The sequence below is a fragment of the Novosphingobium sp. Sphag1I genome (genome assembly GCF_056279125.1).
In genome coordinates this window covers 157,563-175,644 of record NZ_JBWBQS010000008.1, presented here as the reverse complement: position 1 = coordinate 175,644, position 18,082 = coordinate 157,563, and the positions used below count along the sequence as shown (strand labels likewise).

At 61.4% G+C, this 18,082-nt stretch carries 21 protein-coding genes and 1 tRNA gene; 6 read left to right on the top strand and 16 right to left on the bottom strand.

Annotated elements, in window-relative coordinates:
- Window positions 1-35 precede the first annotated feature (35 nt).
- Window positions 36-506: an Hsp20 family protein gene (locus ACZ9HU_RS11470; protein WP_476105041.1), complete on the bottom strand. Its 471-nt coding sequence runs from the start codon at window positions 504-506 to the stop codon at window positions 36-38.
- 164 nt (window positions 507-670) lie between these two features.
- Here ACZ9HU_RS11470 and grxC point away from each other — a divergent pair, with 164 nt between their 5' ends.
- The 4 genes from grxC (at window position 671) to ACZ9HU_RS11450 (ending at window position 2,427) form a co-directional block, all read left to right on the top strand.
- The gene (grxC, locus tag ACZ9HU_RS11465; RefSeq protein WP_476105039.1) at window positions 671-934 is read left to right on the top strand and encodes a glutaredoxin 3; all 264 of its coding nucleotides are present in this window, start codon (window positions 671-673) and stop codon (window positions 932-934) included.
- Window position 935: 1 nt separating this feature from the next.
- Window positions 936-1,772, top strand: coding sequence for a carbon-nitrogen hydrolase family protein (locus ACZ9HU_RS11460; RefSeq protein ID WP_476105036.1), 837 nt, complete (start codon window positions 936-938; stop codon window positions 1,770-1,772).
- 5 nt (window positions 1,773-1,777) lie between these two features.
- Window positions 1,778-2,290: a DUF1178 family protein gene (locus ACZ9HU_RS11455; protein WP_476105034.1), complete on the top strand. Its 513-nt coding sequence runs from the start codon at window positions 1,778-1,780 to the stop codon at window positions 2,288-2,290.
- A gap of 60 nt (window positions 2,291-2,350) precedes the next feature.
- Window positions 2,351-2,427: transfer RNA gene (locus tag ACZ9HU_RS11450), tRNA-Arg, on the top strand.
- Window positions 2,428-2,511: 84 nt separating this feature from the next.
- Here the strand turns inward: ACZ9HU_RS11450 and ACZ9HU_RS11445 are convergent.
- The 12 genes from ACZ9HU_RS11445 to ACZ9HU_RS11390 all read right to left on the bottom strand — a co-directional run bounded on the left by ACZ9HU_RS11445 (window position 2,512) and on the right by ACZ9HU_RS11390 (window position 12,038).
- The gene (locus ACZ9HU_RS11445; protein ID WP_476105033.1) at window positions 2,512-2,646 is read right to left on the bottom strand and encodes a hypothetical protein; all 135 of its coding nucleotides are present in this window, start codon (window positions 2,644-2,646) and stop codon (window positions 2,512-2,514) included.
- Between the two features lie 13 nt (window positions 2,647-2,659).
- On the bottom strand, window positions 2,660-3,547 hold the full coding sequence (locus ACZ9HU_RS11440) for a hypothetical protein (protein WP_476105030.1): 888 nt from the start codon (window positions 3,545-3,547) through the stop codon (window positions 2,660-2,662).
- A gap of 1 nt (window position 3,548) precedes the next feature.
- Window positions 3,549-4,121 (bottom strand): hypothetical protein, encoded by a 573-nt coding sequence (locus ACZ9HU_RS11435; protein WP_476105029.1) that lies wholly within the window; start codon window positions 4,119-4,121, stop codon window positions 3,549-3,551.
- Window positions 4,122-4,132: 11 nt separating this feature from the next.
- Entirely contained in the window at window positions 4,133-4,378 is a 246-nt protein-coding gene (locus ACZ9HU_RS11430; RefSeq protein ID WP_476105028.1) for a hypothetical protein, read from the bottom strand.
- Window positions 4,375-4,605, bottom strand: coding sequence for a hypothetical protein (locus ACZ9HU_RS11425; protein ID WP_476105026.1), 231 nt, complete (start codon window positions 4,603-4,605; stop codon window positions 4,375-4,377). Before ACZ9HU_RS11425 ends, ACZ9HU_RS11430 begins: the two co-directional genes overlap by 4 nt.
- On the bottom strand, window positions 4,602-5,246 hold the full coding sequence (locus ACZ9HU_RS11420; protein WP_476105024.1) for a glycosyl hydrolase 108 family protein: 645 nt from the start codon (window positions 5,244-5,246) through the stop codon (window positions 4,602-4,604). The genes ACZ9HU_RS11425 and ACZ9HU_RS11420 overlap by 4 nt, the downstream gene beginning before the upstream one ends.
- Window positions 5,236-5,430, bottom strand: coding sequence for a hypothetical protein (locus ACZ9HU_RS11415; protein ID WP_476105023.1), 195 nt, complete (start codon window positions 5,428-5,430; stop codon window positions 5,236-5,238). Before ACZ9HU_RS11415 ends, ACZ9HU_RS11420 begins: the two co-directional genes overlap by 11 nt.
- Entirely contained in the window at window positions 5,427-5,615 is a 189-nt protein-coding gene (locus ACZ9HU_RS11410) for a hypothetical protein (protein ID WP_476105022.1), read from the bottom strand. Before ACZ9HU_RS11410 ends, ACZ9HU_RS11415 begins: the two co-directional genes overlap by 4 nt.
- A 22-nt stretch (window positions 5,616-5,637) precedes the next feature.
- On the bottom strand, window positions 5,638-8,460 hold the full coding sequence (locus ACZ9HU_RS11405; protein WP_476105021.1) for a hypothetical protein: 2,823 nt from the start codon (window positions 8,458-8,460) through the stop codon (window positions 5,638-5,640).
- Between the two features lie 148 nt (window positions 8,461-8,608).
- Window positions 8,609-11,122, bottom strand: coding sequence for a hypothetical protein (locus ACZ9HU_RS11400; RefSeq protein WP_476105019.1), 2,514 nt, complete (start codon window positions 11,120-11,122; stop codon window positions 8,609-8,611).
- On the bottom strand, window positions 11,119-11,316 hold the full coding sequence (locus ACZ9HU_RS11395; protein WP_476105018.1) for a hypothetical protein: 198 nt from the start codon (window positions 11,314-11,316) through the stop codon (window positions 11,119-11,121). The genes ACZ9HU_RS11400 and ACZ9HU_RS11395 overlap by 4 nt, the downstream gene beginning before the upstream one ends.
- Entirely contained in the window at window positions 11,313-12,038 is a 726-nt protein-coding gene (locus ACZ9HU_RS11390; RefSeq protein WP_476105016.1) for a BRO-N domain-containing protein, read from the bottom strand. The genes ACZ9HU_RS11395 and ACZ9HU_RS11390 overlap by 4 nt, the downstream gene beginning before the upstream one ends.
- Window positions 12,039-12,296: 258 nt before the next feature.
- On the opposite strand from ACZ9HU_RS11390, the gene ACZ9HU_RS11385 reads away from it, so the two are divergent.
- A complete protein-coding gene (locus ACZ9HU_RS11385) occupies window positions 12,297-12,581 on the top strand; it encodes a hypothetical protein (protein ID WP_476105014.1) in 285 nt (94 codons plus the stop codon).
- Window positions 12,582-12,606: 25 nt separating this feature from the next.
- A complete protein-coding gene (locus ACZ9HU_RS11380; protein ID WP_476105012.1) occupies window positions 12,607-12,924 on the top strand; it encodes a hypothetical protein in 318 nt (105 codons plus the stop codon).
- A 148-nt stretch (window positions 12,925-13,072) separates the two neighbouring features.
- On the opposite strand, the gene ACZ9HU_RS11375 is transcribed toward ACZ9HU_RS11380, so the two are convergent.
- The 3 genes from ACZ9HU_RS11375 to ACZ9HU_RS11365 form a co-directional block, all read right to left on the bottom strand.
- On the bottom strand, window positions 13,073-13,207 hold the full coding sequence (locus ACZ9HU_RS11375) for a hypothetical protein (protein WP_476105128.1): 135 nt from the start codon (window positions 13,205-13,207) through the stop codon (window positions 13,073-13,075).
- A 447-nt stretch (window positions 13,208-13,654) separates the two neighbouring features.
- Window positions 13,655-16,060: a phage tail tip lysozyme gene (locus tag ACZ9HU_RS11370; protein ID WP_476105011.1), complete on the bottom strand. Its 2,406-nt coding sequence runs from the start codon at window positions 16,058-16,060 to the stop codon at window positions 13,655-13,657.
- Window positions 16,060-18,081: a hypothetical protein gene (locus tag ACZ9HU_RS11365; RefSeq protein WP_476105130.1), complete on the bottom strand. Its 2,022-nt coding sequence runs from the start codon at window positions 18,079-18,081 to the stop codon at window positions 16,060-16,062. Before ACZ9HU_RS11365 ends, ACZ9HU_RS11370 begins: the two co-directional genes overlap by 1 nt.
- Window position 18,082: the final 1 nt, after the last annotated feature.

Below are 18,082 nucleotides of genomic sequence, written 5' to 3'. Positions count from 1 at the left end.
TCCGCGCGGGGGCGGAAGGCTCCTCGGTCTTGGGGTTAAGCGGCGTTCTTGCCTTCGACCACGGTCAGAGCAGCCGGGCCGGCGGTGCCGATGGCGATCTTCTTGGGCTTCATCGCTTCGGGCACTTCGCGCAACAGGTCGATCACCAGCAGGCCGTCCTCAAGGTTGGCGGCCTCGACCCGGACAAAATCGGCCAGTTCAAAGCGGCGCTCAAACCCGCGCTGGGCAATGCCCAGGTGGAGATATTCGCCTTGCGGGGCGGTGTGCTCGTCATGCTTGCGGCCCTGGATCACCAACAGGTTCTGCTGTGCGGTGATGTCGATGTCGGCGGGTTTGAACCCGGCCACGGCCAGCGTGATGCGATAGGAATCCTCGCCCTTGCGTTCGATGTTGAAGGGGGGATAATTGTCGCCCCCGCCCGCACGATTGACGTTTTCCAGCAGGTCGAACAAGCGGTCAAAGCCAACGGTGTTGCGGCGATAGGGGGTGAAATCAAAACGGGTCATATCAAAAATCCTCTTGCGTTTGAGCAATTTTCGGTTCGACGAAAGCCCTTGTCGGCGCTTTCTGATTGTGGTCATGCCCGGTGCGGCGCATGACACGGATCTTGAGATATGTTAGCCGCGACCTATTTCAAGACCCGGACAAACGACAAAGAAGGACTTGTTTGATGACCACCCCCAAGGTCGAAATTTATACCCAATGGGGTTGCCCCTATTGCGTGCGTGCCAAGGCTTTGCTGGACAGCAAGGGCGTGGCCTATACCGAGATCGACGTGACCATGGATACGGCCAAGCGCCGCGAGATGGGCGAACGCAATCCGGGCGCGCGCACCGTGCCGCAGGTTTTCGTCAATGATCAGGCTTTGGGCGGCAGCGATGACATTCACGCGCTGGACGCTGCGGGCAAGCTGAACCCGCTGCTGGGCCTGTAACATGGCCCGCGTCGCCCTGCTTCAAATGACGAGCGGGATCGATCCCGCCGCCAATGCCGCCACGATTGTCGAGGCGGCGCGCGCGGCCAAGGCCGGCGGGGCGACGATGCTGTTCACGCCCGAAATGTGCGGTTTGATTGACCGTGACCGGGCGAGGGCGGCGCCCCATATCGTTCCGGCATCGCAAAACCCTGTCTTGGCGGCGGCGCAAAATGTGGCGGCGGAGCAGGGGATCTGGGTCGTGCTTGGCTCCTTGGCCGTCAAGGTTGAGGGCGAGGAGCGCGCCGCCAACCGCACCTTTGTCATCGATGCAACGGGGCAGATCGCCGCGCAATATGACAAGATCCACATGTTCGACGTTGATCTTGCAGCCAAGAATGGAGTGGGGGGTGAGAGTTGGCGCGAAAGCCGCGCCTATCGTCCCGGTGATCAGGTGGTGACGGTTGAAACGCCTGCGGGGCGGTTGGGGCTGGCGATCTGCTATGACCTGCGCTTTCCGGCCTTGTTTGAGGCTTTGGGTCGTGCGCGCTGTGATCTGATCGCCATTCCGGCTGCCTTTACGGTGCCCACTGGGGCCGCGCATTGGCACATCATGCAACGCGCCCGCGCCATCGAGGCCAGCGCCTATGTCGTTTCCGCCGCGCAAGTGGGCCAGCATCAGGATGGCCGCGCCACCTATGGCCACAGTCTGGTGGTTGACCCGTGGGGCGATGTCCTGCTCGACATGGGCGGGGATGCGGTGGGGCTTGCCTTTGCCGAAATCGAGCCGCAGCGCTTGGTCGAAGTGCGCGCCCAATTGCCCAGCCTTGTCAATCGCCGACCCATTCTTACATCCTGAACGCCATGATTGTTTATGATCTTGCCTGCCGTGAAAACGGCCACCGTTTCGAAGGGTGGTTCGCCTCTTCGGATGATTTTACGCGTCAACAGGCACGCGGTTTCGTCACTTGCCCGCAATGCGACAGCCATGATGTGATCAAGGCACCGATGGCGCCCCGGTTGAACCGCAAGGGCAATCAACAGGTGGTGGCGACGCCATCGCTTCCCGCGCCGACGCAGGCGATGGTTGCGCCTGCTGCTGGTCCGGCCCCGACGCCACCATTGCCGCCCGAAGTGCGCGAGAAATTGCAAGCCGCGATCAAGGTTGTGGTCGAGGCGCAGGCCGAAGCGCTGAAATCCTCGCGCTGGGTCGGCAAGAGTTTTGCCGAAGACGCCCGCGCCATGCATTATGGCGACAAGGAACCGGCACCCATTCACGGTCAGGCCAGCCCCGAAGACGCGCGCGCTCTGGTCGAAGAAGGGGTTGAGATCATGCCTTTGCTGGTCCCGGTCGCCCCGCCCGAAGAGATTAACTGAACCTTTTGTGCGCGCCAGTGGTTGCAAGTCAGACGACGCGCCATTATGGCCAAGCCGAGTGCATCCGTAGCTCAGCAGGATAGAGCATCAGATTCCTAATCTGAGGGCCATGGGTTCGAATCCCGTCGGGTGCACCATTTTTTCAAAGACTTAAGCCGCATTAGCGATTGGAATTCCAACATATTCAAAGTTGGAATTCCAACACGCATTGCCAAATTCGCTTAATGCGACTCTGCCGACACCTCATATTTCGCCCGCGTGGCCGCTTCATCCCAATCATCCCCCGCCTCATTCAGCACCTGAAACACGGTGCCATCCTCGGCGGTGATGTGGGCAATGTTCGGGTCATATTCCATTGCACTTCTCCAATCAGTTGGCCGAAAACGCGGATGACAGGTTCAGCAACCCTTGCGCCGACGCGCCGTTCACCAGTTTGACGCGGTACAGATTCGTCGAGCCATAGGCGCCCGTGACATCAACCGACAGGTTCGCGGCCACACCTGCCGATACAGCCACACTGCCCACCGTTCGCCAATTTGTGCCGCTGTCCACAGATTGTTCAATGGTCAGCGTTCCGGCCTGATCCGTAAACGCCCGCGCCTTGAATTTCGCCGCCCAACCCAAACTGGCCGTGCTTCGGCTTGTGCCGGTATAAGTGGCCGAACCACCCAGCGCCGTTGTGCTATCGGTATAGCCCACTGAATTGAGGACATAGCCAATCTGCGCGCTGGCCGCCGACAAGGCGACATAACCCGTCTGGTCCGGTACTGGACGGGCGCGCTTCTGGGTTGCGCTGATCGCAACGGTCCCGCTGCCATAGGTCGATACGCGGGCGCGGACATAGGCGCAAACCGACACAAATTGATAGATGCCTGTTGCGGTCGCTCCGGTGACAGGGTTGGAATAGGTATTGCTGGCAATATTCACCGGCAAAACCACCCAATTGGTGTTGTCGTTTGATTGCTCAAACGAAACAGTATTGCCGCTGCCGATATTGGTAATTTGGAAACTTCCGCCGCCAAATCCGGCCGTGTTCAACGTCATGACGGTTGCCGCACTGGTCACGCTGCCGGTGGTAACGGCGGCATCGCTGACGCCATCCGATGATGTCGCCAATGGATTGCCCGGTCCAAACGCTTCACCTGACGCATTCGTCAGCGCTGCCGCTGGCACCCGCGCAAAACCGCCCCGGCTGTCAGTCGTTTCAAATTCCACATACTGGCGCGCGTTGGGCGCGGCGAAACCCGTTGTCGTCATATCACTTTCCTTCCGAAGGTTTGGCCACCCCCGCCGCGATCAGGGCTTGGGCGTCGTTATGCACCTTGGCGATGCGGGTAATGGCTCTGGTGCAGCGGTCGAAGTCGTCACGACTGACCGCAACCATGACGTCACCAAATCGTCGATCCTCTCCGTCATCGACCGGGGCAGGGTGATCGGCTCCGGGCAAATCGGTATGGCCGGGGCCACACGAATTTTGGGGCCGCAACTGGTGAGCAAGAGCGTAAGCAGCGCCAGCCCGCAGGCCAGCCTGATAAAGCGACTGATCGGCATTGGATTTCTCCGCAATCGCCGCCGATGCGGCGGCGGGGCGATGGTTGACGGCGGCCTGATCCTTGGCGGCCTTATCGGCTGCGCTCTGCGTATCGGTCACCAGCTTGTGATAGGCGCCCTCCCACCTGGCGGCCGCGCGATGCTCGATCACGCCCCACACGCCCAGCGCCAGCGCCAGCGCCGCCATGGGATGGGCAAACAGCCATTTCAGCCCGCCGCCGATGCGCTGCCATCCCTGCCAGAGCTTGATGGCGGTCCAGATAGCAGGGATGGAAAACATAGCCCGCTCCCTTATGCCGCCGGAGAGAAATCGACGTAGAACTTCTGGCCCGGTTCGAACTGGCCATGCAGTGCCGGATTGGCGATCAGGATTTCCAGCGATGCCGAAGGGCTGTATTTGGCGAAGGTATTGTCTTCATCCAGCCCATCGGTTTCGGCATAGGATTTTGCGGCAACGGCATGGAACTTGATGGTTTCATTGCCGCCGTCATGCTTGGTCACGCTGGCAATCTGCAACTTGGCACGCATATTGGTCATGGGGTCATTCCTTTTTCCGTGAGACGAAAGCGGGCCGATTTGCGGCCGCCCTGATCGACATATTCCGCTAATCCAGCATCGATCAGCTGCCGGGCGGTTGAGGGCATGAAGGGCGCATGTTCGCCCTGGGCGAGGTAGATCCGGCCACCCTCCTTGCAGCGGGCCACGGCGGCATCGCCGCCATGATCGCGCATCCATTTCAGCGCGGCAGAGGCGGCGGCCTTCACACCGCCTCCTTCCGGCATTCCCGCCGGTCCACATTCCCGATCCGCAGGTTGATCCAGCCGCGGTAAAACACCTTCTGGCTGGGGTCGGCGCGCACGATGGCGTCGTACCGCTGGCGCTGGCGCGCATCGAGGTAATCGAGCATGGCAATGCAGGTCCAAAGCCCGCCCTTGCGCGCGCGCAAACGCGCCAGCGCGCCGACATCATCGGCCATCAACCGAGCCTTCGTCACCGGCAGGCGATAGCCGCCCAGCGCGTTCAACCCTTCGCGAAACCACGGCAGCGGCGTCTGCGGTCCCATGTTGACGCCGGTATCGACCAACTCGGCCGTGATCGCGGGCGAAAGCTCGATGATCGCCAGCGCTCCATTGTCGGCCATATACCGCCGGGCATAAATCTGATCGGCGCAGACCGGATGAGCGTCGTCGCAATGCTTGGGGAACGCCCGCATATCGCCCTGATAGCCTTCTTCCCGCGCGACCACCTCGGTCACGCCAAACCGGGTTGCCCCGCCACGATCCAGCTTGTGATTGGAAAAATCTCCTTCGCGGCCGTAAACCCCAAAAAGGATACCCGCTATCGCGGCCGTGATGACAATGGGCTTGCGCGCAACCTTGCGCGTGGCTGCGGGTTTACTGGCCATCGGCTTTCCCCTTCTCGCGAAACGCCACCAGCAACGCGCCGGCCACAATCCCGACATAGGCAATGCGCCGATCAAACCCGGCGTATTGCGGGGCCGCCTCGGCAACATAACCGGCCAGCGCGATCAGCACCGTTCCCGCCTTGGTCGAAACCTCGGCCCATTTCCGCTTGATCCACGCCATCATTCGCCCACACTCCTGCCCCGCCACCGATCGACAAACCGCAAACCCCACCATGCCAGCGTGGCCAACCCGACAAGCAGCGTGACGATGGGCGTCAAAACCTCGGCCCAATGCGATGCGGCCATGACCAGCGCCCCCGCGCTGGCCATCACATCGCCCGCCATCGCGATGCTTTTTTGATGATCCAATCTCATGCCCCTTTGCCCGCCATCACACCGTCCCCAGCGAAACACGGATGAACGCTGATCCGGTAAACTTGAATTGCGCGTCTGCGCCCGCCGCCATCGTGGCCAGCACTGTCCCCGCGCCGTCCGCGTTCCTGACGACGAAATTGAATGCTGCCGCGTCCACGCGCGACACACGGACAAGATCACCGCGCAATCTGTTGGCCGTCGAAAGGATCTGTGTGCGGTCTGCGGTCAACGGCGTGATCGTGGCGATATGCTCCGGCGTAACCCCTGCCGTCGCGGTGCTATCGGCATCGCCCGGATCAAACAGGCCCATGATGCGCCCGTCATGCGCGTTCTCGCACTGATAAACCCGCACAGTGCCGATATCGAAATTCTGCGCCGTCCCGCTGGCCCACGATGCGGGCAACGCCTGCACGTTCAAATTGAACCCGGTGTCCGACAGCGCCTTGAAATCGAAAACCTTATGCACCGTGCGCCAATTGGCCGTCAGTTCAACCGGGGCATAGGTAGCCAACAATGCGGGCGAGGTGCGCGACAATCCGATCTGCACATAGGGCAAGGGATTGCTGGCCGACTTGCGCAGTTCGATTTCCACATGCAACGGCTTCGTCTGGTCAAACCCGGCGATATTGCCGACATAGATCGCGCCTGTGCTGGCATTGTTGATCGTCACCGTGCGCGCCAGACCGGCCGCCCCGCGCGCATCCGCAATCACGCTGGCCGCTGTCGATCCTCCCCCCGCAAGGCTCATGGTCGATGCATGCGCGGCCAGCAGCAGCTTGTAACCGCATCCCTGCGTCCCGCCCACAACCGACTTGGCCGTGTCCAGCGCATCGCCCATCGGGTCGAACAGTGTGGTCGCCGGGTCGTAATTGGTCGCTTTACAGATCTGCCCGTTGACGTTCTCGAATGTCTTTGGCGTGGCCTCGATAATGATCTTGGGTACACTGGGGCTCAACAGCCCGGACGCAATCACCGCATCGGAAAATTGCAGGATATAGGGCTTGAGCGCACCGCCCAGCGTATTGGTGCGCTCCCAATGCATGGCGAACTGCGCGATGCAGGCTTTGACATAGCCGCCGCTCTCGCCCGAAACGCCGAACATGCCATTGCTTCGGATGATAGGCCGCACCACATATCCGCTGGTGTCGGTTTCGCTATGCACCCGCTGTGTGGGCAGCAAGGCCGGATTGCTGACGTCCTCGCGCGCAAACAGGTATCGCGGCGTACCCGGCTCGGACCCGATGCCGCGCCCCTCATTGCCAAATTTGCTATCGGCAAGGATGCAGCCAACGCCAGTGTTGACGTTCGAATCCGTGGCCACGCACCAGATATTGGCCGCGCGATAGGAAACGCCGCCCGCGTCCCACCCGTCGAAGTGGGCGCAGCGCAAAACCTTCAGGTTCGAGATATTGCCCGCATTCTGGCCGAACTTGAAATCATAGCGGACATTGCCAACGGTGCAGTCCTGGATCGTGACTTCATCGGTATAGCCGCACCACGCAATGCCGAACAGCGCGCCCGTTGTGCTGCTTGCGCTGGCCGTGCCCGCCGTGGGCGCGCCGTTGAAATTGCACCGCGACACCTGCAATCCGGGATGGTCCGGGCGATCCGATCCGATGGCGAAATCGCGAAAGCCGACGAAGGACACGTCGATGAACACCGGCTTGCTGGCCGTGACCAACCCGGTGGTGCCCTCCCAATAAAAAACGCCGGTCCCGCCGATGATTTCCAGATTGGCGACATAGGCCGACCGCGCCGATTTGCACAAAACCAGCGACACCGCCGACGTGATGGTCAGGCGCGTCGCATCCTTGCCCGCCCCCATGATGACCACAGGCAGCGTTGCGCTGCTTCCGCTGGCCGCGCCGTTGACCAATCCGGGGCCGTTGTAAATGTAATTGCCGCCGCCCAGCCGCACCACGGCCGCCGAATTGATCGTGCCGTTCGATCCGCCCCCGGCGGGCGACCACCAGTTGCCGCCGACCTGCGAATACAGCCACGCCGCCTCAATCGCCGCCGTGTCCGCCGCCGCGCTGTTGCCGTCGCCAATGCCGCCGAAATGGTCGGTTGTCGGAAACACCTCATCAATCGCAAAACGCTTGCCGGTCGCATCGGTAAACCACCACTTGCCTTGCCCCGCTGCGGGCAACGTGATGGGCTGCGGCACAAAGCAATAGCGCGCTGCGCCCTTGCCGCGCTTGCCGCTGGCGGGCGTGGCATAACTGGCGGTCTGAATATAATTCGTGCCCGCTGGAACACTGATCCCGGTCAGGCTGTCAAACGGCCCCACCGCCATCACATTCCCGCCCGGATCGCCCTTATACCCGGCGCCCAGCAAGGCCATCATTTCCAGCTTGAGGAACAGCGCCTCATCCCGCGCCGTGCGGACAGTCGGTGCGCCGTTCTCGTCAAAGCCGGTGCTGGTCAAAATCCGATCCGCCGCGCCGGGCAATGCGATTGAGCCGGGAAGATCGGGGATGCGCAACGTCCGCGCTGCACTCGACATCAATTCCTGAATAAGCCGAGTATGTCGATCGAGTTGCTTTTCAAAGCTGACAGAGGGGAACCGCCCATTGGCCGGAAAATTTTCCTCCTGATCCGCCAATGTTGCGCGGCTGCGGTTGACCGTACTGCCCACCGGGGGTGCGCTGTCAAACACCACATTCTGGCCGATGATGGTGTAATCCATCACCGTGGCCACGCCGTCGATCAAAACTTCGACAATGACTTCGCCCACATCGGAATAGGTAAAGCCCAGATCAAAGCTGACGGTCGAACCGTCGCCATTGCTGCTGTTCCACGGTGTTTCGGCCGCAACCGTCATACTGCCCTCGCTCATCTGGATCAGAGCGAAGGGCTAAGCCGACAGGTTCGGGGCCGCTTCTGGCGTTTTACGGCTGCTCGCCGGGCATTCCGTGCCAGGGCCGCTGGGGCGCGAATTCACGCTAGGCCAGCGGCTCTGTATTTCTCACAAGGGGCCGGATGCGTCAAGGTTGGGGTGGGGTCGCCATGGCATTGCCGAGGTTGGGCGCGCGATCCGGCGCAGTTTGTCCCGGTGCCATCCAGAATTCTGTTCCCGCCTCGCGCGCGGCGCGGTCCATCCGCGCCCAGCTTCGCGCGTAATAAGGATCGAACTGCGTCTGCATCTGATCCAGCCACAGGCGATTAAGCGCAAGCCGCGCATACCAGATATTGTTGCCCGGCAATGCCTGCCTCGCCCACCGATAGCCCTCCGCTTGCAGGTTGGTGTCCTTATCCTCCTCGGCCTTACGGATGTTGCCGCCAACCATGCTGAACAGTGGATCGACCACCGACCCAATCGTCGGGCCTGTAACAAAGCTGGCAATCGGGCCGCCATGCCGATCATCAAGCCCATTTGCCCCGATGTCCGCCAGATACCCAAAGGCGCCGCTGCGAACAACCGCTCGGCCAAATCCGGCCAGGGTGAACCATGGCGAAGGGTCTTTGCCGGTCGCGATTTCGCGCATGGAGTTGGACAGATAGCCACCAAGGATCAATAGCGTCGGCAGCGTCAAGGCATAGGCAATCCGCGACATACCACCTTCGGCCCCATAAAGCGCGCGCTGAATATGGGTGAACATCGCAATCGCCGAAAAGGTTTTGAACTGGCTGGCGCTATGCAGCATTTCACCGGCCAACGTTCCACGCTCAATTCTGACACTATTGTTGAGTGTCGCCACTTTCGTTTGCGCTCGCAGTTGCTCGCTGGGCACGGCAAACCGCAATTCACTGTCAATCAGACTCATGAACTTAACGGCGCTGGCTAAACCTTCATCGCCGCCCTCGCGCGCCAGATCGCCGGGGCGCAGCAACTTCTTGCCACCATCCTCCACAATGGGAATGGCGCGCAGCCGATCCCAATCCGCCGCGGTGATCCCGTATCGCTCCAACGATTTCCGTTTGGGCGCCTCCAGCTTATCAAAGGCGCGGCCTGCATGGTCCGCCCAATCCATCATAAAACCAAGCCCGACCGCCTGCTTCATCGCCACAGTATGCGGCGAAAGCAGCGATGTGCGCATCGCGCCATCGGCGAATCGGCGCGATAATTCATGGAAATTAAAACCCTGTCCTTCGCGATACATGCGCTCGGCCCGGCTGGTCATTTCGCTGAACACCAGCCCCGCATGCTCTGCAATCTCGCGATGCCCTTTGTTGAACGGCTGAAACCCTTTCACATATTCGCTCAACACCCGCATAACCGGCAGACCGTTCATCTTGGCCGTCACCCCGGCATAGGTCGGGTCGGTGACAATCGCATCAATAAATGCGCTGCCCAGCTTGGTCGCCACATTCCAGTTGCGCAGGGCGGACCAACGCCGCGCATACGTCCTGTTTTCCGGGGCGACAGCGGTCAATGTGCCGGTGTAATAATCCCACATATCGGCCACTTCCTTGGCCGCTCTGCCCGCATCTTTTTCCAGCTTGATCGTCTTGCCGCCCTCAATTGTGGGCAGAGCATCCTGTTTCAGAATGTCGCCGATCCAGCGCACCGTCTGCGCCGGGTTGGGGCCAAGCACCTGCATCGCGGCAATGTCGCGCGTCATGCTGTCAATATGGCCAATCACCGCGTCGAACGGATCACTGCTGCCGAAACGGTCATTGTATTTCAGCCACGCATCAGCGTCCTTGAACACAAAGAACCGGTGATCGGCACGGCTGTTGGCCATTTTGCCGGGGCCGGAAACCGTGCCCGGCACCTGTCCGTCCATCCCATGTGATACAATCGCCCGCCACGCATATTCGCCCGCCTCGCGCAAGGCGTCCTCGGTGGCAAAGGCTTTGCCGGTGGCCCCGTCCATCATCTTTTCCGGGTTCAGCAAGGGGCGGATGAAATCCCACCACGCGGTAAACCCGGCCTTGCCGATGCCAAGGGCATCATGCCTCTGCGGCAAACCCCAATCGGCCAGCTTGGCGATATTGCCGCCCGCATTGTTGAACATCTGGCGCAGCCATTCGAACGTATCGCCCACCGCCTGCGCCATTTCCTTGGCGCTGGCATTGTCGGTATGCTCACCGCGCAGCGCCCGCACCATCTCGCGCAATTCATCGCCATGGCGCACCCGCCCCAACAGGTCGCGCTCATACCGGCCAAGGAACCCCTGCATTCTGGACCATGCCAGACGATAGAGCGCGCCGCGCACATTCTCTACCGATGGCCCGCGATCCCCAGCCTCGTGATGCTCCATAATGGAAACGGCGACAGAGGTTGCGCTGCCGCCTTTTTCCATATGGCTTTGCAGCCGGCCCAAAATGTTCTGCTGGGTCTTGATCTGCAACAGCGTCTGACGGCGGTTGTTGATGTTGCGCCATTCAATGGCGTCCACCATATCCTTGCTGGCCGCCTCGGCTGCGGCAACCTGCCCCATGGTTTTGCCATAGGATTTCCGCAGCCGGTCATATTCCTCGCGCCAGCGCTGCGCGCGCTCGGCGTCCAGCTTGCCCTCTTCAACCAGCTTGGTCAGACATGCCGCTATGCTCATGGTGCATCATCCCTTTCATCATTGGCGGCCTCCGCCAGCGCGCGGCGCAACACGTTGTGGCGCGCCGTCCGCTCGATACGTTCAATCAAACTGTCCATTGCATCGGTTTCAAGCCCGCGCTGCGCCGCCAGCGACCAGCCCGCACGCTTGAGTTCGGCCAGTTGCAGGCCACCCGGCACCATGATCCCGATCATGCCTGCGCCTCCATGATCTGGCTGGGGCGGCGATAGATGCGCACGGCCTTTCGGCCCACCTTTTCGGTTTTGCCCTGCCAACCCCACATGGCCAGCATCCGGGCAAGGCGCAGGCGCGTGGCCCAATCGGGGCTGCTGATGCCGATGCCCTCGGCGGCCTGCTGGATCGTGGTCTGCGCCCTGCCGTCCAGATAGGCCAGCAGGGGTTGCGCCAAAGGGTCGATATCGATCACCGTCTCGCTGTCGGGCGCAACAGGTGGCAGGCCAACCTGAAGCCACAGGCTGCGCGCGGCATGCGGCCCATAAAGGCGCAGGCCAAGGCGAACCACGTTCGCCCCGGCCTGCATGCGGATCGGGTCCATATCCATCGCCTGAACCGGCGGCGGTTCATGGCCGGGCATTTCATACCGGCCTGTCTTGCGCAGGGCGGGGAGAACTTCGCGCGTCAACCAGCGGCGAAGCTCCTCCGCCTCCGGCTTGTCGCTGCGCAGCACCAGCATCCACATGCCGCTTTCGCAGACGATGTTGACGGGACCGTTCTTACCTATGCCCTCAATCAGATTTAGGGCAACCTGATCATCGTCCAGCCGCTTAATCGCCATTGTGACATTCCGCAGCCCAAGGATGCCGCAAAGATCATTGGCAACCCACCATGGCTCCGCGTCGATCATCACAACGCGCATTTGCTTTTCGTGAAACGTGAAATTGATTGGGGCGTTCATTTGCCGGTCCTTTGATAAGGTCCGACCACAGCAAGGCTACGCTGGTGGCCGGACGCGCCACGATTAGCCTTACCGCTCAAAGGTAAGCGGCGCACCCGAGGGTGCTCGCAACGCGCCCGACCATAAGAAAACGCGCCCTCACGAGGACGTGTGGCGCGGGTCGCACCTTTGATTTTAGGGAGGCTAATCCCTCGCACGGGACATACCGTGCAAGGGCCGCTATAAGTCTTAACGACTCGATAGACAAGGGGGGGCTTCGTGGCTGTTCTGATTTTTGCTATGTGGATTGGCTCCGCTATTGCCGGATGGAATGGGTATTGGCCTTGGCTTCTTATCCCATTCATTGTGATCAGCCTGTTCGTCGCCAGCAGAGCCGCCCAAATGCAGAGGGTGCGCAAATACAATGGACTGCCAACCCCAAAGTTTGGGCAAATGGGCTCCATGGCGGCGGCAAACACTATGCTCATTGTATGGACTCTGCTTCAACACGGCGCAATTTTTGCTGTCGCGACCGGGCTGCATGCGCTGCTTCGTTTGATTTGATATCTGGGTTCGGAAGGGGGCGAGGATGGATTTTGAGGGCCTTGTACAATTTTTGATCTTTGGCGGCGCTGGAACTTTGTACATTTACCTGTTCGCTGGCAGCCTCAATCCTGTCGCTTTGCCTTTGGCAATCCATGTAATTATCGCTTGGCTGATCGTGTATGGCGGCTTTTATCCCGCTTTTTGGCCGCGCGGCGAAGGATGGTTTACCCCTAATCGCGTAACCAGCTACCTTCTTTTGACTGTCATACACCTGATTGCCTTTTCCGTCGGCAGACACCGCGCCACCCAACGAGAATACGCTGAAGTCCTCGCGCGCTGGCATGAGGCAAATCGACGCTGACACTCCTACTTCCCGCCTTCCAGTAGCGGATAAAACATCAAATCTTCCCCGCCATCAAAGCTGATTTCAACGGCGGTATAGCGGCCCGGCACCTCCATGTATGGGAACAGTTCTTTTGCGCATGACGTGATCGGGATGCTGATGCCGTCTATTTGCGCTTCTGTTTTGGCGGCTTGCGCTGATCCGGTGGCAGCGATTGGCTGCCGCTGCATTTTGGCCATTCGGAACAGCCGAGAAAGAATTCGCCTTTCCCTCGGCCGCGCGTGGCCTTCCGCTTTATCATCGCCGCGCCGCAGCGTGGGCATCCCGGCGACCCCTCTTCCGGCATTCTCCTTGGCGGCGGCGGTGGTGGGGGTGGCAAGGGCTGGGGCGGCTCTTGTGGCGGCCGCGCAATCGGCGGCGGGGGCTTTGGCGGCGCGCGAAATATCGGCTCGCCATCTGCAATTTTCGCACCGACTACAATCGCAATGACAAGTACCGGAAACCGTAACAGCCCCACTGCGGAATGATGCACCCCGCCATGATGTGAACAGGCACCTCTTCGCCCAATTGCCGCCGAATACGATCCATCCCGGCATCGCGGCTCTGGCGTGATATATGCGACCGCCACGGTGCCAACCAACCAGATGGCAAAGCCAGCCAAGAATCCTTTTCCTGCGCCCATGGGCTTTTGCGTATTCGCATTCGCCCGATTCGTGGACTCGTTTTTGCGGCGGTGCGTTCTTTCCCATCACAAACACCCCTTCAATGCATCAAAGGCGGCCTGATCGGCATCCATTCTGGCCAAAGCCTGCTCTGCGCTGATCACTTCGCCCGTGTCGCTCACGGTGAATTTTACATCTTTCAACTTCCCCGCGTCCAGATCGGCGCGCACATCGTGCAGCATCCCGTCCGCCTGCACCTGCGCCGCCGCGCCCACCGGGTCCGCCCCCACATCGGCGCCGGGCTGGGCAAGGTCAGGCCGGGGGGCATCTTTGGCCGCCATCGGCGCGCCCTTGCCACTTTCGGGCGAAAGGCTTATATCCGCATCAGCCCCGGCGCCGGTAGACCGTCCGTCTGGCGCATTGATCGGTTCGCGGCGGGTAGTCTGAACCGACGGGGCATCACCTTCCTTTTTGAACGCGGTCAGCAGCCAGCGCTTGCTTTGCCCGTCCATGGTCAGGCGAACCACTGCCTTGTGATCGTCGCTTTCCAGCACCGCGCGATTGTTGCCGCTGCGCTCGGGCACAAAATGCAACTGGTCCATGATCGCGGGCAGATCGTCCAATACCTCCGGATGCCGCGCCACAATCTTGGATAGACCCCACCCGGTGTTGCGCCCGTTGCCCGGTTCGCCCCATACAACATCGATCGGCCCCACTTCGGGGTGATACAACGCCCCCGGCGCTTCGCCTGCCTGCGCCTGCATCACCTGATCGCGCGCCTCGATCCACGCCTGTTGCCGGGTATAGACGGGCGTTTCCATGCCCATCGCATCGGCGTCCGCCTGCGCCTGCGCCACGCGCGCCGTGGTTTCATCGGAAAACAGATCAAGCTGGAGCCTTGGCATTGTCTCGCTGGGGTGCGGATCAAGGCCCGGCACCGTCTCGGCTGTGCCATCCCCGCGCGCGGCCATGCCGGCCATATCCATCGCATTGGCTTCGGCGGCCATCATCCGTGCATCCGCCATGGCCGCGTCCGCATCGGCCATATCGCCGATGCCTTCGGCCCGCGCCGCCATTTCCTCGCCGCGCCCCAGCGCGGCCATGCCCCGCGTTAAATCGCCATCGGTTTCCGCGCCCGCCTTGGGCCGCATGAATTTGCGGATATAGGCGTCCAGTACCGCGCTTTCCTCGCTTTGCGCCAGCACGTGGCGGCCGCCATGATCGCCCCCGGTCAATTCATGGTGCAGAAATTCAAGCTGCTGTGCCTTGGTCGGGTTCTCCCCATACCGCTCGATCAGGGCCGCCCGGCGCGAACCCAGCCATTGGCCCAGCCCAAAGGCCCCGCTCTTGGGGTTGACCGCCCTGTGGTTCCCGCCGCTTTCTGCCGCGATGCCTGCGGCAATCCCGCGCGCCTGCCCCTCGCTGAAACCCTTGCCGCGAAAGAACGAGACGATTTCAGGGTCAAGGCCGCGCGCGCGAACCGCGCGCTCCGCTGCGCCGGTCAACAGCCTTTCGGTCGCCCCGCTCAACCGCGCCTGATGCAGATCCTGCCCGGCATAGGTCGATTCATACGGGTTGCTTGCCGCCACCTCCGCCGCGCGGTTGACGACATTCAGCGCCGCCGCCTCATCCGGCGTCCGGTAAATCTCGGGCACCCGATCCTCAAATGCCTTCGCCACCTGCGCCAGATCGGCCGCCTGCGGGTTTGACGCTTTCAGCGCGGCCCCCACCTTGGCGCTCAAGGGAATGCGATCCACCGCCATTTGCAGGCCCTTGGCCGCCCCGGCCACGGTGGCATGCATCCCGGCGCCCAGCGCAGCGGCCATGCCCACATCCTTGGCCATATCGCCAAAGGTCGTTTCCTCGCCCATCGCCTTGCGCGCCATTACGCGCCCCGGCTCGGCGGCGGCGGCCACCACCGCATTCGTTGCGGCGGAATTCAGCAGCGCCCGCGCAAACGTGGTTGAACCGGGGCCGCCCAGCATCATGCCCAGCCAGTTGACCGGATCATGAAACCCCGCGCCAAACCCGCCGATAACGCCGGAGACCATCCCCGCCTTGGCCGCCATTTGCTGATCGGCCTGATGCTGCCCTTGGCGCGTCACCACCATTCGTTCAAATTCTGCCTGATCCTTGCCCGCTGCGGCCAGCGCATTGGGATCGGCGGCGCGCAACCGGCCAATCTGGCTCCATACCGCCTCCGTGTTCCACGGATCGCCCGCATCCATAATATCGGCGCGACCAGCGAAGGGGCGGCGGAATTTATAAATCGGCACTCCGCTGGCCCGCGCCACGTCGCGCACCAGATCGGTATAGCTGTCATTCAGCCGGTTCTGCTGCACATTCTGCAATTCATCTTTCGAATTGCGATAGCTGGCCGCGATCCCTTCGAAAAATCCGGGGCTGGTATCATCGCTGCTGCTGGCCTGCCGCTGCGGAATGTTTTGCGCCTCGGGCGAAAGAACGCGCGCGGTTGCAAGAACGCCGCCCATTACTGGCCCCCAATCCGCGTGATATAGGGCTGTCCCTTTTTGTTAAGGACGATGGAGGCATTCGGGCCTGTGCCGGTTTCCCAACGATATACCCCGTTGCCGATAAAGACAGGCGTGGCTTTCTTCAGGTCGAAATCATGCCCGTTTGGTTCAACAGGGCCATGCCCGGCCTTAACCTGCGCCGCAAGATCCGCCCGGATGGCATTGAAGAATTGCGCCCCTGTCATATTTTCCGGCGCTACAACAAACCCCTGCGGCTCTCGCCACAACATGCCGCCGCCATATTGCTGGCCATTTTTCATCTGGCCGCCAAAGGCATAGGTCGCCGCCTCGCGCAGATCAGCCCCGGTAATCTGATGCGCATTGGCCTTGCCTTGGCTTTTGAACTTTCCGGCAAGGTAATTGCGCATGTTCTGCTGAACGGCCACCACCGTTTCAGCATCCACATTGCGCAACGTATTGGCAATCATCGCGTCGAAATTGGTAAGCTGCTGCGCCGATTTTCTCTGATCCGGCAGGTTCATACTGTTGGATGGCCAATAGCCCTGATTGCCTTCCTGAATAATCTTCCCTGAATGCACCAGATCGCGCACGCCGGGGGCCAGCATGGCTTCCTGCTGAAACAGCTTGTCATTGGGCATGATCGCGCGCGCCCATTCCAATCGGCGCATGGGGGGCAGGGGGTCCAGATGCTGCAATGCTTCCAGCCTGCCCTGCACACTGATGCCGATTTGCTTGCGCATCGGCTCCATTTCCGCCTCGGCCATCGGCTTCATGGACACGCCATTTGCTTCGCCAGTCCGCATCGACCATTGATCGCGCGCCATAATGCTTTGCGGATCTGCCAAATTCAGCGCAGGCGGCTGCGCCCCACGCTGCCCCAATTCGGCCATATAGGCGACCGGATCAGCGGCAAAGCGCGAGGCCAGACTTGGCGCATGCTCCTGCGCCCATGCCAGCTCGCGCTGCTCCATGGGGTTGGGGTGGGGCTTGGCCGCCAAGGTCGCAATCTGCTGCTGCATCCTGACAGAATTGACCGCCATAATGCGATACTTTTGCGCGAACCCCTGATCTTCAAGCGCGCGCGTAATCTCGCGGGCCTTGACCTCTTCCCCAAAGCCCAGTGCAGTCTGCGCCAGCGCTCCGGCCTCCACGGGCGAAATATTTTCTCCGTCATGCGCGCGGGCGAGAAACAGGCTGGCGTCCTGATTGAACTGCGCTTTATCAGCCGCCTTTTGGGCGCGCTTCTGCTCCTCGGCATGCGCCACCTGCGCCATCGCCGCCGACCGCAAGACATGCAACTGCTCGGCGGGCACCCCGGCTTCGGTGAACTCGCCATTGTCGATGCGCTTGATCGCCTCCGCGCCGTCGCGCTGCGCCCACCCCCATGCATAGGATAGTGCTTGCTTTTGCGCGCTCTGGATCGTGCCCATCGCGCGTTGCTCGTTCGTCAAATCCGGCTGATGATGCCAAAGGTCCGCGCTGCGATTCTGGATCATGCGCAGATCGCCCAGCGCCAACACCGTTCCGGCCAGCGTGTCATTGGCATTATCCGCTGCCAGCGTATTGGCATTGGCCAACCGCGCCAAGGATACGGTCTGATAATCGCCGCTCGATTGCGCAAACCGCGCCCGCATTTCGCCCAACTGGTTTTTCACCATGCGGGCCACAATCGGATTGTCTATGCCGGAAAGAAGGGCGGGGCTGTCCTGATCAAACCGGCCCAAAATCGCCGCCTGATACGTGTTGGCCGGAATGCGGCTGTCGCCCTTCGCCGCATTCTCCACGTCGCTCATACGCGCCTGAAACTGCGCAAGGGCCACCTGCGCCGCCCCGGCCTGCGCATCGACCGCATTTTTCATGTCGATTTCGCGCCGCTGCTCCAGCCCGGCGTTGATCTGCGCCGCCCCCTGCGCGATCTCGCCAAACACCCCCGCGCCGAATTGATCCGGCGTGGCGTTCATGGGTAATGGCTGGGTTTCGGTCGGCTGGGGCGCCGGCGCCACGCTCATGTCGGGCATG